This is a genomic window from Pseudomonas sp. NCCP-436 (assembly GCF_019656335.1).
Lineage (GTDB): Bacteria > Pseudomonadota > Gammaproteobacteria > Pseudomonadales > Pseudomonadaceae > Aquipseudomonas.
Genome location: NZ_BPLZ01000006.1, coordinates 68,249 through 84,509 on the forward strand (window position 1 = coordinate 68,249; position 16,261 = coordinate 84,509).

Annotated in this window: 12 protein-coding genes; 2 read left to right on the top strand and 10 right to left on the bottom strand. The window is 60.8% G+C overall.

What is annotated here, in order from left to right; all coding sequences use genetic code 11:
- Nucleotides 1-7: 7 nt before the first annotated feature.
- From greA to grpE, 7 genes are all read right to left on the bottom strand, one after another.
- Nucleotides 8-484, bottom strand: a complete 477-nt coding sequence (greA, locus tag NCCP436_RS08575) for a transcription elongation factor GreA (protein ID WP_220803571.1) — start codon at nt 482-484, stop codon at nt 8-10.
- Complete coding sequence (carB, locus tag NCCP436_RS08580; RefSeq protein ID WP_220803572.1) at nt 481-3,702, bottom strand: carbamoyl-phosphate synthase large subunit; 3,222 nt, start codon at nt 3,700-3,702, stop codon at nt 481-483. Before carB ends, greA begins: the two co-directional genes overlap by 4 nt.
- A gap of 36 nt (nt 3,703-3,738) precedes the next feature.
- A complete protein-coding gene (gene carA, locus NCCP436_RS08585; protein ID WP_220803573.1) occupies nt 3,739-4,887 on the bottom strand; it encodes a glutamine-hydrolyzing carbamoyl-phosphate synthase small subunit in 1,149 nt (382 codons plus the stop codon).
- Between the two features lie 360 nt (nt 4,888-5,247).
- Nucleotides 5,248-6,051 (bottom strand): 4-hydroxy-tetrahydrodipicolinate reductase, encoded by an 804-nt coding sequence (gene dapB, locus NCCP436_RS08590; protein ID WP_220803574.1) that lies wholly within the window; start codon nt 6,049-6,051, stop codon nt 5,248-5,250.
- A gap of 62 nt (nt 6,052-6,113) precedes the next feature.
- Entirely contained in the window at nt 6,114-7,238 is a 1,125-nt protein-coding gene (gene dnaJ / locus NCCP436_RS08595) for a molecular chaperone DnaJ (protein WP_220803575.1), read from the bottom strand.
- Nucleotides 7,239-7,354: 116 nt separating this feature from the next.
- Nucleotides 7,355-9,271, bottom strand: coding sequence for a molecular chaperone DnaK (dnaK, locus tag NCCP436_RS08600; RefSeq protein ID WP_220803576.1), 1,917 nt, complete (start codon nt 9,269-9,271; stop codon nt 7,355-7,357).
- A 98-nt stretch (nt 9,272-9,369) separates the two neighbouring features.
- On the bottom strand, nt 9,370-9,948 hold the full coding sequence (grpE, locus tag NCCP436_RS08605) for a nucleotide exchange factor GrpE (protein ID WP_220803577.1): 579 nt from the start codon (nt 9,946-9,948) through the stop codon (nt 9,370-9,372).
- A 156-nt stretch (nt 9,949-10,104) separates the two neighbouring features.
- Here grpE and recN point away from each other — a divergent pair, with 156 nt between their 5' ends.
- On the top strand, nt 10,105-11,781 hold the full coding sequence (gene recN / locus NCCP436_RS08610) for a DNA repair protein RecN (protein WP_220803578.1): 1,677 nt from the start codon (nt 10,105-10,107) through the stop codon (nt 11,779-11,781).
- Between the two features lie 83 nt (nt 11,782-11,864).
- Here the strand turns inward: recN and fur are convergent, their stop codons facing one another.
- Nucleotides 11,865-12,269 (bottom strand): ferric iron uptake transcriptional regulator, encoded by a 405-nt coding sequence (gene fur, locus NCCP436_RS08615; protein WP_220803579.1) that lies wholly within the window; start codon nt 12,267-12,269, stop codon nt 11,865-11,867.
- A 94-nt stretch (nt 12,270-12,363) separates the two neighbouring features.
- On the opposite strand from fur, the gene NCCP436_RS08620 reads away from it, so the two are divergent.
- Complete coding sequence (locus NCCP436_RS08620; protein WP_220803580.1) at nt 12,364-12,882, top strand: outer membrane protein assembly factor BamE; 519 nt, start codon at nt 12,364-12,366, stop codon at nt 12,880-12,882.
- Nucleotides 12,883-13,327: 445 nt separating this feature from the next.
- Here NCCP436_RS08620 and dld read toward each other — a convergent pair whose 3' ends face one another.
- Both dld and lldD read right to left on the bottom strand, forming a co-directional pair.
- Nucleotides 13,328-15,061: a D-lactate dehydrogenase gene (dld, locus tag NCCP436_RS08625; protein WP_220803581.1), complete on the bottom strand. Its 1,734-nt coding sequence runs from the start codon at nt 15,059-15,061 to the stop codon at nt 13,328-13,330.
- A gap of 4 nt (nt 15,062-15,065) precedes the next feature.
- On the bottom strand, nt 15,066-16,205 hold the full coding sequence (gene lldD / locus NCCP436_RS08630; protein ID WP_220803582.1) for an FMN-dependent L-lactate dehydrogenase LldD: 1,140 nt from the start codon (nt 16,203-16,205) through the stop codon (nt 15,066-15,068).
- Nucleotides 16,206-16,261: the final 56 nt, after the last annotated feature.

The following is a 16,261-nucleotide window of genomic DNA, read 5'->3' on the forward strand; positions in this document are numbered from 1 at the left end:
TGCGCGACTAGATATGGCGAACTTCGACAATCTCGTACTCGACCAGACCGCTGGGCGTCTGCACTGCCACCACATCCCCCTCGCTCTTGCCAACCAGGGCCCGAGCGATGGGTGATGCGACCGAGATCTTGCCCTGCTTGATGTCGGCCTCGTCCTCACCGACGATCTGGTAGGTCACGCTCTCGTCGGTTTCGACATTGGCGATTTCCACGGTAGTACCGAAAATCACTTTGCCAGTGCGCTCGATGGCAGTGACGTCAATGATCACCGCATTCTGCAGACGCCCCTCGATATCGCGGATGCGCGCCTCAACCATGCCCTGCTCCTCGCGCGCAGCATGGTATTCGGCGTTTTCCTTCAGGTCACCCAGCTCACGAGCCTCGGCGATAGCCTGGCTCAGGGCAGGGCGACGCACCTTAGTCAGGTGCGCCAGCTCTTCTTCCAGGGCGCGAGCGCCCTGGACAGTCATGGGGTACTTGTTCATGCCTTGATTCCTGCATGCAGATCCTGCAGCCGGCGCACGGTCTTCTCCGGACCGAATTTGAGCGCCTCGCAGACCGCCTGCCCCGCCGCGATGGTGGTGGTGCAGTAGATCTTGTGCTGCAGGGCGTTACGACGGATCGAGTAGGAGTCAGCGATGGACTGACGCCCTTCGGTGGTATTGATAATCAGGGTAACCTCATCGTTCTTGATCATGTCGACGACATGCGGACGACCTTCGGTCACCTTGTTCACCCGGCGTACCGGCAACCCAGCTGCCTCGATCACCTTCGCCGTACCAGCGGTAGCAACAACCTCGAAGCCCAGCGCAATCAGGTCACGGGCTACCTGTACCGCTTCGGCCTTGTCATCCTCGCGCACGCTGATGAAGACGCAGCCGGAGTTCGGCAGAATCTCGTTGGCACCCAACTGGGCCTTGGCGAAGGCTTCGCCGAAGCTGTCACCAACACCCATCACCTCGCCGGTAGACTTCATTTCCGGGCCGAGAATCGGGTCGACGCCCGGGAATTTGTTGAACGGGAACACCGCCTCCTTGACGCTGAAGAACGGCGGAATGATCTCCTCGGTGAAGCCCACCTCAGCCAGCGACTTACCAGCCATGACACGAGCAGCCACCTTGGCCAGCGACTCGCCGATGCACTTGGAGACGAACGGCACGGTACGCGAAGCGCGCGGGTTCACCTCGATGACGTAGATATCCTCACCCTGCACGGCCATCTGTACGTTCATCAGGCCGACCACGCCGAGCTCCAGGGCCATTTTCTTGACCTGCTCGCGGATCTCGTCCTGGATGTGCTTGGGCAGCGAGTACGGCGGCAGCGAGCAGGCCGAGTCACCGGAGTGCACGCCGGCCTGTTCGATGTGCTGCATGATCGCGCCGATCACTACGGTCTCGCCGTCGCACACCGCGTCGACGTCCACCTCGATGGCGCAATTGAGGAAGTGATCCAGCAGCACCGGACTATCGTTGGATACCTTCACCGCCTCGCGCATGTAGCGCTTGAGCTCTTCTTCCTGGTAGACGATCTCCATCGCCCGACCACCGAGTACGTAGGACGGACGCACCACCATCGGATAACCGATGTTTTTCGACAGGCTCAACGCTTCGTCCTCGCTGCGTGCGGTGGCGTTGGCCGGCTGACGCAGGTTCAGACGCTGCACCATCTGCTGGAAGCGCTCACGATCTTCGGCACGGTCGATGGCTTCGGGGCTGGTACCGATGATCGGCACGCCGGCCTCTTCCAGGGCACGACACAGCTTCAGGGGGGTCTGCCCGCCGTACTGCACGATGACGCCTTTCGGCTGCTCGACGCGAACGATCTCCAGCACGTCTTCCAGGGTCACCGGCTCGAAGTACAGGCGGTCGGAAGTGTCGTAGTCGGTGGAAACGGTTTCCGGGTTGCAGTTGACCATGATGGTCTCGTAACCATCTTCACGCATGGCCAGGGCCGCGTGTACACAGCAGTAGTCGAACTCGATGCCCTGGCCGATACGGTTGGGGCCACCGCCGAGAATCATGATCTTCTCGCGATTGGACGGATTGGCCTCGCACTCTTCCTCATAGGTCGAGTACATGTAGGCGGTGTCGGTGGCGAATTCGGCGGCACAGGTGTCCACCCGCTTGTACACGGGCAATACCTTGAGCTTGTGGCGATGCGCACGCAGGCTCTTCTCGGTAACACCCAGCAGCGTGGCCAGGCGCGCATCAGAGAAACCCTTGCGCTTGAGCTTGCGCATCAGCTCGGCGTCGATGCCGGACAGGCCAAGGGTCTTGACCCGCTCCTCGTCCTTGATCAGATCCTCGATCTGCACCAGGAACCAGGGGTCGATCTTGGTCAGGGCGAATACGTCTTCCACGCTCTTGCCGGCGCGGAAGGCATCGGCCACGTACCAGATGCGCTCGGCACCCGGCACGGTCAGCTCACGACGCAGGGTGCTCTCGGCTTCCGGATCATTCAGATCGAGCTTCGGATCAAAGCCGGTGGCACCGACTTCCAGGCCGCGCAGAGCTTTCTGTACCGATTCCTGAAAAGTACGACCAATGGCCATGACCTCGCCCACCGACTTCATCTGAGTAGTCAGACGGGCATCGGCATTGGGGAATTTCTCGAAGGCAAAACGCGGGACCTTGGTCACCACGTAGTCGATGGACGGCTCGAAGGATGCCGGGGTACGACCGCCGGTGATATCGTTCTGCAGCTCGTCGAGGGTGTAGCCGACCGCCAGCTTGGCGGCAATCTTGGCGATCGGGAAACCGGTGGCCTTGGAGGCCAGTGCCGAGGAACGCGACACCCGCGGGTTCATCTCGATCACCACCATGCGGCCGGTGTTCGGGCAGATGCCGAACTGCACGTTGGAGCCGCCGGTTTCCACGCCGATCTCGCGCAGCACCGCCAGGGAGGCGTTGCGCATGATCTGGTATTCCTTGTCGGTCAGGGTCTGTGCCGGGGCCACGGTGATCGAGTCACCGGTGTGCACGCCCATCGGGTCGAAGTTCTCGATGGAGCAGACGATGATGCAGTTGTCCTTCTTGTCGCGGACCACCTCCATCTCGTATTCCTTCCAGCCGATCAGCGACTCGTCGATCAGCAGCTCGTTGGTCGGCGACAGGTCCAGGCCGCGGGCGCAGATTTCCTCGAACTCCTCGCGGTTGTAGGCGATGCCGCCACCGGTGCCGCCCATGGTGAAGGACGGACGGATGATGCAGGGGAAACCGACCTGCTCCAGCACGCCGTAGGCCTCTTCCATGCTGTGGGCAATACCGGAGCGCGGGCACTCCAGGCCAATGGCGCGCATGGCCTTGTCAAAGCGCGAACGATCCTCGGCCTTGTCGATGGTGTCGGCGTTGGCACCGATCATCTCCACACCGAACTTCTCCAGCACGCCGTGGCGCTCGAGATCCAGCGCACAGTTCAGCGCGGTCTGGCCGCCCATGGTCGGCAACAGGGCGTCCGGACGCTCCTTCTCAATGATCTTGGCCACAGTGGCCCACTTGATCGGCTCAATGTAGGTGGCATCGGCCATGGCCGGGTCGGTCATGATGGTGGCCGGGTTGGAGTTCACCAGGATGACACGGAAACCTTCTTCCTTCAGCGCCTTGCAGGCCTGGGCGCCGGAGTAGTCGAACTCGCAGGCCTGGCCGATGACGATGGGGCCGGCGCCGAGGATCAGGATGCTTTTGATGTCTGTACGTTTTGGCATGTTCTTTACTCGAATCCTTGGGTCAGTCGGCGAGGCTTAGCGGCGCTTGGCCATGGCTTCGATGAAGCGATCGAACAGCGGGGCCACATCGTGCGGCCCCGGGCTCGCCTCGGGGTGACCCTGAAAGCTGAAGGCGACCTTGTCGGTACGTTCGATGCCCTGCAGGGTGCCGTCGAACAGCGATTTGTGAGTGGCACGCAGATTGGCCGGCAGGCTACTCTCATCCACGGCAAAACCGTGGTTCTGACTGGTGATCATAACCACGCCGCTGTCCAGGTCCTGCACCGGATGGTTGGCACCGTGGTGGCCATGCCCCATTTTCAGGGTTCTGGCGCCGGAGGCCAGGGCCAACAGTTGATGACCGAGACAAATGCCAAATACCGGGATATCTGTCTCAAGAATCTCCTGGATGGCCTTGATCGCGTAGTCGCAAGGTTCCGGGTCGCCAGGGCCGTTGGAGAGGAATACGCCATCGGGATTCAACGCCAGCACTTCACTGGCCGGAGTCTGCGCCGGCACCACGGTCAGGCGGCAACCGCGGGCCACCAGCATACGCAGGATGTTCAGCTTGACGCCGTAGTCATAGGCGACGACGTGATACGGCAGCTCGCCAGCCGGGATTTCCGGATGACTGTCGCTTACCAGGTTCCAGACACTGGAGCGCCACTCGTAAGCCTTATCGCAGGTAACTTCCTTGGCCAGGTCCATGCCCTTGAGGCCCGGAAAACTGCGAGCCAGCTCCAGAGCCTTTTCCTCGGTGGCATCAGCCCCGACCAGGATGCAGCCGTTCTGCGAACCCTTCTCGCGCAGAATGCGGGTCAATCGGCGAGTATCAATGCCAGCGATGGCGACGGTGCCACTGGCCTTCAGATACTCATCCAGCGGCTGCTTGTTGCGCCAGTTGCTGGAAATCAGTGGCAGGTCACGGATGATTAGGCCGGCCGCCCATACGCGACTGGACTCCGCATCTTCCGGCGTAGTGCCGGTATTGCCGATATGCGGGTAGGTCAACGTTACGAGCTGCTGAGCATAGGAAGGGTCGGTAAGGATTTCCTGATAGCCGGTCATGGCGGTGTTGAACACCACCTCACCGATGGTATGACCATCGGCCCCTATGGATTCGCCGCGAAAGATACTGCCGTCAGCAAGGGCCAGAATGGCGGTTTTGGGGGCTGGCTTAGTCAAGAAGACCTCCGTCTCAATCAAGGCTTGAAGCAAACGCAGGTTGTAAAAAAGCGGGATGACGTGTGAAGGTCATCCCGCTTTTTTATTTGAGCCATTCTGCGTAACTTTTAGTGGACACACTAAAACAGGAAGTCTACAGGAAAGGCCTGAAAATCAAAAGGCGCAATGACCTTTTTCCCCCTGGGAAAAACCGGCTCCGACACTGGTCACCCCGAAAGAAAGCCGCCTCCTGACGATTGTGGAATAACCTCACAGCTTCCTCTTCCTTCAGTACAGAAGGAAAAAGGAAAAACGGGACGCCACCATCGCATCGCCCACATGCCAGGCACGCAGACCGGACAGCCTGCGCACCGAAGACAGTCAGTGCAGGCCGAGCACATCCTGCATGTCGTACAAGGCAGCTTCGCGACCAGCCAGCCACAAAGCCGAGCGTACCGCGCCACGGGCGAAGGTCATGCGGCTGGATGCCTTGTGAGTGATCTCCACACGCTCGCCCTCAGCAGCGAACAGCACGGTGTGATCGCCCACCACATCTCCGGCGCGCACGGTGGCAAAGCCGATGGCCTCCCGTGCGCGAGCGCCGGTCTGCCCCTCACGACCGTATACCGCAACCTGCTGCAGGTCGCGCCCCAGTGCATTGGCCACCACCTCCCCCATACGCAGGGCGGTACCGGACGGCGCATCAACCTTGTGCCGGTGGTGCGCCTCGATGATCTCGATATCCACCTCATCACCCAACACCCGGGCCGCCATATCCAGCAGCTTCAGACACAGATTGACGCCAACACTGTAGTTGGCAGCAAAAACGATGGGAATCTGCTTAGCGGCATCGACCAGCAACTGCTTTTCCTCCGGGGAGAAACCGGTGGTGCCGATGACCATGGCCTTGCCGGCCTGACGGCAGACCTCCAGGTTTTTCAGGGTCACGGTGGGATGGGTAAAGTCGATCAGCACATCGAACTCGTCCACTACCGCCGCCAGATCACCAACCAGGCTGACACCAATGCGACCGATACCGGCCAGTTCGCCGGCATCGGCGCCGATCAGACTGCTATCCGGACGATCAATCGCGGCGCACAGTTGCGTGCCCTCGGCCTGCCGTACGGCCTCGATGAGAATCTTGCCCATGCGCCCGGCGGCGCCCATTACTGCGATACGTTGCATAGCCATGCGGCTCCAAGCTGATGCATCCAGGCAGGCCGCCAGCCTGCTGCGAATGCGCGATTTTATACGTCGCCGAAGAAACGTTTGACGCCCTCGAACCAACCACTGGCCTTGGGCGAGTGGGAATCATCACCCTGCAGCGACTTGCGGAACTCGTCGAGCAGCTCGCGCTGGCGCTTGGTCAGGTTGATCGGGGTTTCCACTGCCACACGACACATCAGGTCGCCCGGCGCACCGCCACGCACAGGCGATACGCCCTTGCCACGCAGACGGAACAGCTTGCCGGTCTGAGTTCCCTCCGGGATCTTCAGCTTGACCCGACCGTCCAGGGTCGGCACTTCCAGCTCGCCGCCCAGCGCCGCGTCGGCGAAACTGATCGGCACCTCGCAGTACAGGTGCTTGCCGTCACGCTGGAAGATCGGGTGCTCGCGCACATTGACCACCACATAGAGATCGCCAGCCGGCCCGCCGTGAGTACCGGCCTCGCCCTCGCCGGACAGGCGGATGCGGTCGCCGGTATCGACCCCTGGCGGCACTTTGACCGACAGCGTCTTGCTCTCCTCCACGCGTCCCTGCCCGTGACAGCTGCCGCAGGGATCCGTGATCATTTTGCCACTGCCATGACAGCGCGGACAGGTCTGCTGTACCGAGAAGAAGCCCTGCTGCATGCGCACCTGACCGATGCCACCGCAAGTGGTACAGGTGACCGGACTGGTTCCCTTCTTCGCACCAGTCCCATCACAGGCCTTGCAGCCGACCAGGGTCGGCACACGGATGGTCACATTGGTGCCACGTACCGCCTCCTCCAGATCCAGCTCCAGAGAATAGCGCAAGTCGCTGCCACGCTGGGCGCCGCCACGCGAGCCGCCGCGACCACCACCAAAGAAGTCGCTGAACACGTCACCGAAGATATCGGAGAAGTTGGCCCCACCGAAACCACCGCCGGCTCCGCCCATCTGCGGATCGACACCAGCATGGCCGTACTGATCGTAGGCCGAACGCTTGGTGGCATCAGAGAGCACCTCGTAGGCCTCATTGACCTCCTTGAATTTCTCCTCAGCCTCCTTGTCGCCCGGATTGCGGTCCGGATGGTACTTCATCGCCAGACGGCGATAGGCCTTCTTCAGCTCCGCCTCGCTGGCACCGCGCTCGACACCGAGCACTTCATAATAATCGCGTTTAGCCATGGGTTATCTGTACCTTTGAAATTCGCACCCTCCAGACACGCAGACGCGGGAGCAAGCCCCCGCGCAGCGAATCGGACGTGCGCCGAAGCGCACGCTGGAGCCCAAGCAAGTCCGACTTACTTGTTGTCCTTGACCTCTTCGAACTCGGCATCGACCACGTCGTCACCGGCGTCCTTGGCGTCGTGCGCGTCAGGCTGGGCAGCACCCGGCTGCGGCTGTTCGGCGTACATCTTCTGTGCCAGCGGAGTGGTCGCCTCGGACAGGGCGTTCATCTTCGCCTCGATAGCTGCCTTGTCGTCGCCCTTGATGGCCGCTTCCAGCTCACCGATGGCCTTCTCGATAGCGGCCTTCTCATCGGCAGTTGCCTTGTCACCGGCCTCGTTGAGCATCTTGCGGGTGGCATGCACCAGCTGGTCACCCTGGTTGCGCGCGGTGGCCAGCTCCTCGAACTTGCGATCTTCCTCGGCATTGGCCTCGGCGTCACGCACCATTTGCTCGATTTCCTCCTCGGACAGACCGGAGTTGGCCTTGATCACGATGGACTGCTGCTTGCCGGTGGCCTTGTCCTTGGCGGACACATGCAGGATACCGTTGGCATCGATATCGAAGGTCACTTCGATCTGCGGTACGCCGCGCGGCGCCGGCGGAATGTCAGCCAGGTCGAATTTGCCTAGCGACTTGTTCTGCGCAGCCTGCTTGCGCTCGCCCTGCAGTACATGGATGGTCACGGCGCTCTGGTTGTCGTCGGCAGTGGAGAACACCTGCGACTTCTTGGTCGGAATAGTGGTGTTCTTATCGATTAGCGGGGTCATCACACCACCCATGGTCTCGATGCCCAGGGTCAGCGGAGTCACGTCCAGCAGCAAGACGTCCTTCACGTCACCGGCCAGCACGGCGCCCTGAATGGCGGCCCCCATGGCCACGGCTTCGTCCGGGTTGACGTCCTTGCGCGCTTCCTTGCCAAAGAAGTCGGCCACAGCCTTCTGCACCAGCGGCATACGGGTCTGACCACCGACCAGAATCACATCATTGATCGCGCCGACATCGATACCGGCATCCTTGAGCGCAACGCGGCAGGGCTCGAGGGTGCGCTGCACCAGATCCTCAACCAGCGACTCCAGCTTGGAACGGGAAATTTTCACGTTCAGGTGCTTCGGACCACTGGCATCGGCCGTGATGTACGGCAGGTTGACGTCGGTCTGCTGGCTGGAGGACAGCTCAATCTTGGCTTTCTCGGCAGCCTCCTTCAGACGCTGCATGGCCAGCGGGTCACCCTTAAGGTTCATGCCGGTTTCTTTATTGAATTCGTCGACCAGGTAATCGATCAGGCGAATGTCAAAGTCTTCACCACCGAGGAAGGTGTCGCCGTTGGTAGCCAGCACCTCGAACTGATGCTCACCGTCAACCTCGGCGATCTCGATCACCGACACGTCAAAGGTACCGCCACCCAGGTCGTAAACGATCACGGTGCGGTCGCCCTTGGCCTTGTCCATGCCGTAAGCCAGAGCAGCCGCGGTCGGCTCGTTGATGATCCGCTTGACATCCAGACCGGCGATGCGACCAGCATCCTTGGTGGCCTGGCGCTGGCTGTCGTTGAAGTAGGCCGGGACAGTGATCACTGCCTCGGTCACCGGCTCGCCCAGGTAATCCTCGGCGGTCTTCTTCATCTTCTTCAACACTTCAGCACTGATCTGCGGCGGAGCCATCTTCTGGCCGTTGACCTCGACCCAGGCGTCACCGTTATCAGCCTTGACGATCTTGTAGGGCACCAGGCTGATGTCCTTCTGCACCACGCCCTCGTCGAAACGACGACCGATCAGGCGCTTGACCGCATACAGGGTGTTGTGAGGATTGGTCACCGCCTGACGCTTGGCCGACTGCCCGACGAGGATTTCGCCGTCGTTGGCATAGGCGATGATGGAAGGAGTGGTACGGCCGCCTTCGGCGTTCTCGATAACCTTGACGTTGCCGTTTTCCAGAATGGAGACGCAGGAGTTGGTGGTCCCCAGGTCGATACCAATGATTTTGCCCATGAATGTTCTCCCGAAACTTGGATTTCCCGCCGCCTCGCTTCTAGGGCCGCGGCTGCACTAAAGCGCTTGACTCAGAAATGGGGATGACTCAGCGGATTTCAAGCCTGCTCGTCGATGCTTGGCGGCGGCGTAACCGGAGCCTTGCTGACCACGACCATGGCCGGACGCAGCAAACGACCATTGAGCAGATAGCCCTTCTGGAAAACCTTGAGCACCGAATTCGGCTCGGCACTGACACTTTCTTCCATAGCCATGGCCTGGTGGTGCTCGGGATTGAACGGCTCGCCCAGCGGATCCACCGGCAGCACCTGATAGCGCGCCACGGTATCGAGCATTAGCTTGAGGGTCAGCTCCAGACCATCGCGCACGGGTTTGATCGCCTCATCGTCCGGGCTGGACAACTCCAGACCGCGCTCCAGGCTGTCGATGACCGGCAGCAGATCAAGAGCAAATTTCTCCAGGGCAAACTTATGCGCCTTTTCCACATCCTGCTCGGCGCGGCGGCGCACATTCTGCAGATCGGCTGCCATACGCAGCGACTGATCCTGCGCGGCAGCCAGCTGCTCTTCCAGGGCCTGCACGCGAGCAGCCAGATCCTCGTCCGGCGCAGAGACCTCGGCAGCCTCAGCGGCCTGCTCCTCGGGATTCTGCGTATCCAGGGTCTGTTCGTCAGCCATGCCTTTCTCCTCGTAGAAAAAACTGGCGCGATACCGGTTCGCGCTCCTGCCGCCTATATGGAGTCGATTGCTCCTGTTTCAAGGGTAAAGACGAGGATTGTCAGCGAAAGAAAAAACACTGTATAAATAACCAGAAACCACTCGGGAGCGTTCGCCATGCTGGTGCACCTGTCCATTCACAACTACGCCATCGTTGAGCATCTGGATCTCGAGTTGCGCGCCGGCATGAGCGCCATCAGCGGCGAGACCGGCGCCGGTAAGTCGATCATGCTTGATGCCCTCGGCCTATGCCTGGGTGACCGAGCCGAGGCTGGCGTAGTACGCCCAGGGGCTGACAAGGCGGATCTGCTCGCCAGCTTCGACCTAAGCGAAATTCCCGAAGCCCGCGCCTGGCTCGCCGAGCGCGACCTGGACAGCGACGGCCCATGCATCCTGCGTCGCGTGATAACCGCCGAGGGGCGCTCGCGAGGCTATATAAACGGCACACCCTGCCCACAGAGCGATCTCAAGGCGCTTGGCGAGTTGCTGATCGACATTCATAGCCAGCACGAACACCAGTCGCTGCTCAAGACCGACACCCACCGCCGCCTGCTTGACGAGTACGCAGGCAATCAGGAGCTGGCGCGCCAGGTACAGCTAGCCGCTCAACGCTGGAAGCTGACCCGCCAGGAGCTGGAACGACTGACCAACGCCAGCGACGAACAGCGAGCCCGCCATCAGCTACTCAGCTATCAACTGGAGGAACTGGAAAATCTGGCGCTCGGCGAGAGCGAGCTGGAGCAGTTGGAGCAGGAGCACAAGGCTCTTAGTAATGCCGAGGCCCTGCTCAGCGCGTGCCGCCAGGTGGTGGAGCTGTGCAGCGAGAGCGACGCGGGCAATGTGCTTTCGGCACTGACAGCCTGCCTCAATCGACTCGGTGGCTTTGCCGACCAGAATGGTGCACTGGCCGAAGCCAGCAACCTGCTGGCGTCAGCGCAAATCCAGGTCGAGGAGGCCGTGGGCGAACTCAACCGTTTTACCGACCACTTCGACGCGGACCCACAGCGCCAGCAATATCTGGATGAGCGACTCGACACCATCTATACACTGGCCCGCAAGCATCGCATCCAGCCAGGCGAACTGATCGGACTGCAACAGCGGCTGTTCGAGGAACTGGAAAGTCTCAATGCCGACGACCAGGCCAGCGAGCGCCTGACCGAGGAACTGGAAGCCTACACGCGCCATTATCGGGACAGGGCCGACGAGCTTAGCAGCCGTCGCCAGCGCGCCGCCGAGCGCCTGGCCAAGGCGGTCGAGCGGGAAATGCAGGCACTGGGGATGCCCGGCGGCCGCTTCAGCGTGCAACTGCAACCCACATCGAGCGACGATCCCCAGGTCAATGGACTGGAAAACGTGGAGTTTTTGGTCAGTGCCAACCCGGGCCAACCCCTGCGCCCACTGGCCAAGGTTGCTTCCGGCGGAGAACTGTCGCGCATCAGCCTGGCCATCCAGGTGATCACCGCACAAACGTCGCGAGTGCCAACTCTGGTCTTTGACGAAGTGGACGTAGGGATCGGCGGCCCTACTGCCGAAGTGGTCGGCCAGTTGCTGCGCCGTCTGGGCGAGCGCGGCCAGGTACTGTGCGTGACTCACCTACCCCAGGTGGCAGCCCAGGGACACCAGCATCTGTTTGTGCACAAACGCCGCGGCAAGAATGTCACCTCCACCACCGTCAGCCAGCTCGATGATAACGGCCGTGTGGAGGAAATTGCCCGCATGCTCGGCGGCGTCGACCTTACCGAAGAATCGCTGGCCCATGCCCGCCGGATGGTCGCCAACGTTCAAAGCGCCTGAACAGACCGGCGCGGGCAGAGCAAGAACCTGCAGCATGAAAAAAGGCGACACAAAGGTCGCCTTTTTTCATGCAAGCCAATACCTCAACGCTTCTTGCTTACGTAGAGCACCAGATTGTGATCCACCAACTCAAAACCATGCTGCTCGACGATTTCCCTCTGCCGACGCTCGATCTCGGCATCGAAGAACTCGATGACCTCGCCGGTATCCACGCAGACCATGTGATCGTGATGCCCGCTGTCAGCCAGCTCGAAAACGGCATGGCCGCCATCGAAGTTGTGACGCACCACAAGGCCGGCAGCCTCGAACTGGGTCAGCACCCGATAGACAGTGGCCAGCCCCACGTCTTCCCCCGCCTCCATCAGCGACTTGTAGACATCCTCGGCGCTCATGTGGCGATTTTCCGCGTTATCGAGCATTTGTAAAATCTTGACGCGCGGCAACGTCACCTTCAGCCCAGCTTTGCGAAGTTCGTTATTTTCAACCATGGTCTGCTTTCTCACGGATGCTGCTTCGCAGCATCCTTCAATCCGGGTATGATCAGGGGTTCAAGTTGCCCAAGATAGTGGAAGTCACCCTCCGATGCAAAAAACCAAGCTCCTGCTGACCAGCCTGTCGCTGACCGGGCTCTTCGCACTCGCCGGTTGTTCGTTCCCCGGGGTCTACAAGATCGACATCCAGCAGGGCAATGTCGTGACGCAGGACATGATCGACCAACTGCGTCCCGGCATGACGCGCCGCCAGGTGCGCTTCATCATGGGCAACCCGCTAATTACCGACACCTTCCACGCCAACCGCTGGGATTATCTCTACAGCATCCAGCCGGGTGGTCTGCAGCGTTACCAGGAACGTGTAAGCCTGGTCTTTGACGGCAACGACCAGTTGGTCGGTCTTTCCGGCGACTTCCTTCCAGGGGTCAGTCGCGACCGGGCGATTCTCGGCGAAGGCAGCGACGTCAGCACACCGCAGTCCCGCCCCGAGACGACCAAAGAAACTCCGGCAGCTCCGGGCTCATTGCTGGAACAGATCCAGCGCGAGGTGGATCAGGTGGAGACGGTTCCAGTACCGGTTCCCGAACCGCTGGACATCGACCCGCAATAAACCCGCTCAGGCGCCGATCGCAATGCCGCCCCTCCGTCCAGGCAGCATTGCGATCGATTTACCGTCACGTATCTTGACGAGCACGGACGGCGGCTCAGCCCCCCCCCTCCACATCAGGATCAGGCGTACTTATGCCGATTTTGCAGCAGACCAGCAGCCTGATCTGACTCCCTGCAAACCAAGGCTCTAATTCTCCATTGGCAAAACCCGCCATATGCCGCTGAACTTGAAGTGCCCGCATCGATGACAAGATGCGCAAGCTGACTACACCCAGTGGAGCAGGTTGCCCGGAACCAGACAGCGACCAATGGAAGAACATCCCAAAACCCGATGCCGCACGAGATGCTTCAGCCATGGCTCCAAATCCTGGTGAATAGCGTGCTGCTTGCCAGGGCCTGGTTTCGCACTACCGATAAACGATCTGCTCTTGGTATTTATGCAAGAGCTATCCGTGCTCCTGCCCGCAGCAACCGCCCCAGTGTCTGTGCTTGGAGGTGTGACCGATGCCCGGATTGAAGGTATTGGTCGGATCCAGCTCGCGGTAGAAACCGGCCAGCGCGGGCTTGGCCACATAAAGATGACCGACGTTGTGCTCAGCCGGATATTCGGCACGACGCTCATCGAGCAGCTTCCACATCTGATGCTCCATCTCGATTGGGTCGTTGCCCTTCTTGACAATGTAGTCCTGATGGAACACGTGACAGAAGAAGTGGCCGTAGTAGAGCTTGTGGATAATCTTGTCCTCCAGCTCCTGCGGCAAAGTTTCTACCCAGTCACGGTCGTTGCGGCGTAGGGCGATATCCAGCGCCAGGATGTCCTCAACGCTGTGCCTGTGTGCTTCGCGGTAACGAATCGCCGCGCCAGCGACGGCGAAGCGGTGAAGGAAGGCCTTGCGCCCCTCCTCGGCATCGCACTGGAAGAAAGCTCCGCTCTGGCGACCGTCGAAATACTCGCTGAGAAAGTCTCGGGTCTGCTCCAGAGTATCGTCGGAAACCCGCACCAACAGATGGTGCTCGAAACGATCACGATATTCGCGCATGCGCCACGGCAGATGACTGGGCAGCAGGTTCATCAACGCCTGGATCACTCGATCCGTAACGCCACGCAGACCAAAGCGCTCGAAAAACCCGTCGATCCGGCTCTTCATGGCAAAGGCAGCCGGCACCTTGGCAGTGCCGAACTTGTCGATCATCAGGAAAGTATCCTTGCCGTACTTCTCGCCAATATCAAAGGCAGTGCGGTGAATGTATTCTCCGGCGATCGGCAGGCGCGGCAATCTGGCCAGCAGGTGACGGCGCACCTCGGTCAGATCGTGTGGATCGTTGCTGCCGATGTAGAACACCGTGCTCGGCTCCTTCGGGAAGGTATCCAGACGCACGGCAAACAGGCACAACTTGCCAGCCGAGCCGGAAGCCTCGAACAGACGCGACGGATCAGCGTTGAATCTAGCCGGAGTATCGGCGTCCACATCTCGCACGTGCTCGCCATAGCGCGCATCGGAGGCCCTGCTGGTACCTTCGTTGCGAATATGCTTCGGGCCGTAGTCGCCGTTTTGCAGACGGGTAAGAATCTCCTCCGGACTGCTGCCCAGATCGATACCCAAATGGTTGACCAGCTCCAGCGAGCCATCAGCTTTGACCTGGGCATATAGCGCCAGCTCGGTATAGGCCGGGCCGCGGCGTACCAAAGCGCCACCAGAGTTATTGCAGATACCGCCGAGTACCGAAGCACCGATGCAGGACGAACCGATCACCGAGTGCGGCTCACGCCCCAGCGGTGCCAGTGCCTGCTCCAGGCGATCCAGCGTGGCCCCCGGCAAGCAGACCACCTGCTCGCCATTGTTGATCAGTTGGACACCCGTAATGCGCAAAGTATTGACTAGGATGATCTCGCGATCGTAATCATCGCCGTCCGGTGTAGAGCCCCCGGTCAGGCCGGTGTTGGCGGCCTGCATGATGACGATACGATCAGACGCGACGGCAGCCTGCAGCACACGCCACTGCTCCAGCAGCGAACCCGGGCGCACCACTGCCAGAACACTGCCCTCTCCGGTACGGTGGCCCTTGCGAAAGCGCCGTGTCGACTGTTCATCGGTAAGCACATGGGCACCGCCGACGATCTCACGCAACTGGCCAAGCAAAGCCTCGGCACTGATGCTGTTCGCGCTACTGCAAGTCATGCGCTCAAAGCTCCCGTACCAGCAGATCACGATTGATTTCAGCGATAGACTTGGCGCCGGTCAGCACCATGGCCACACGCATTTCCTTCTCGATAAGATCGAGCAGGTTACTCACTCCGGCACCACCGGCAGCAGCCAGGGCATAGACGAAGGCACGACCAAGCATCACGGTGTCAGCGCCCAGGGCCAGCATACGCACCACGTCCAGACCTGTACGGATACCGGAGTCGGCAAGGATCTTCAGCTCGCCCTTGACCGCATCAGCAATGGCCGGCAGAGCGCGGGCGCTGGACAGCACACCGTCGAGCTGACGACCACCATGGTTGGACACGACAATGCCATCGGCCCCGAACTTCACAGCGTCACGGGCATCCTGCGGATCGAGAATGCCCTTGATCACCATCGGGCCATCCCAAAAATCGCGAATCCACTCCAGATCCTTCCAGGAGATCGACTGATCGAAGTTGTTGCCCAGCCAGCCCATGTAGTCTTCCAGGCCGATGGCATGGCCACGGTAGGTGGAGATATTGCCCAGATCGTGTGGACGACCGAGCAGGCCGACTTCCACAGCCCAGCGCGGATGCATGAACGCCTGCAGGTAGCGGCGCATCGCCGCATTGGGGCCGCTCATCCCCGAGTGCGCATCACGGTAGCGGGCACCCGGCACCGGCATGTCTACGGTGAACACCAGAGTCGAACAGCCGGCGGCCTTGGCCCGCTCCAGGGCGTTTCTCATAAAGCCGCGATCCTTGAGCACATAGAGCTGGAACCACATCGGTCGGTTGATGGCCGGCGCGACCTCCTCGATCGGACAGACCGACACGGTGGACAAGGTGAAGGGAATACCCTTGGCATCAGCGGCCCTGGCCGCCTGCACCTCGCCGCGGCGGGCGTACATGCCAGTCAGTCCGACCGGAGCCAGCGCCACCGGCAGTGCCAGCTGCTCGCCGAACAGTTCGGTGGCAAGGCTGAGTTCCGACATATTCTTCAGCACCCGCTGACGCAGCTCGATGCCCGACAGATCCTCCACATTTCGGCGCAGGGTGTGTTCGGCATAGGCGCCACCATCAATGTAGTGAAACAGGAAAGGCGGCAGCTTGCGCTGAGCAGCGCGACGATAGTCGGTGGAGGCGGAAATGATCATGAACGTATCCTGTTGCTGAACGAAAGGTCATGGCCTGACGGAAGACGCCCCGGCAG

Coding starts and splice junctions, on each gene's coding strand:
- greA (WP_220803571.1), bottom strand. CDS start 484: ATGAACAAGTACCCCATGACTGTCCAGGGCGCTCGCGCCCTGGAAGAA.
- carB (WP_220803572.1), bottom strand. CDS start 3,702: ATGCCAAAACGTACAGACATCAAAAGCATCCTGATCCTCGGCGCCGGC.
- dapB (WP_220803574.1), bottom strand. CDS start 6,051: ATGCAACGTATCGCAGTAATGGGCGCCGCCGGGCGCATGGGCAAGATT.
- dnaJ (WP_220803575.1), bottom strand. CDS start 7,238: ATGGCTAAACGCGATTATTATGAAGTGCTCGGTGTCGAGCGCGGTGCC.
- dnaK (WP_220803576.1), bottom strand. CDS start 9,271: ATGGGCAAAATCATTGGTATCGACCTGGGGACCACCAACTCCTGCGTC.
- grpE (WP_220803577.1), bottom strand. CDS start 9,948: ATGGCTGACGAACAGACCCTGGATACGCAGAATCCCGAGGAGCAGGCC.
- recN (WP_220803578.1), top strand. CDS start 10,105: ATGCTGGTGCACCTGTCCATTCACAACTACGCCATCGTTGAGCATCTG.
- fur (WP_220803579.1), bottom strand. CDS start 12,269: ATGGTTGAAAATAACGAACTTCGCAAAGCTGGGCTGAAGGTGACGTTG.
- NCCP436_RS08620 (WP_220803580.1), top strand. CDS start 12,364: ATGCAAAAAACCAAGCTCCTGCTGACCAGCCTGTCGCTGACCGGGCTC.
- dld (WP_220803581.1), bottom strand. CDS start 15,061: ATGACTTGCAGTAGCGCGAACAGCATCAGTGCCGAGGCTTTGCTTGGC.
- lldD (WP_220803582.1), bottom strand. CDS start 16,205: ATGATCATTTCCGCCTCCACCGACTATCGTCGCGCTGCTCAGCGCAAG.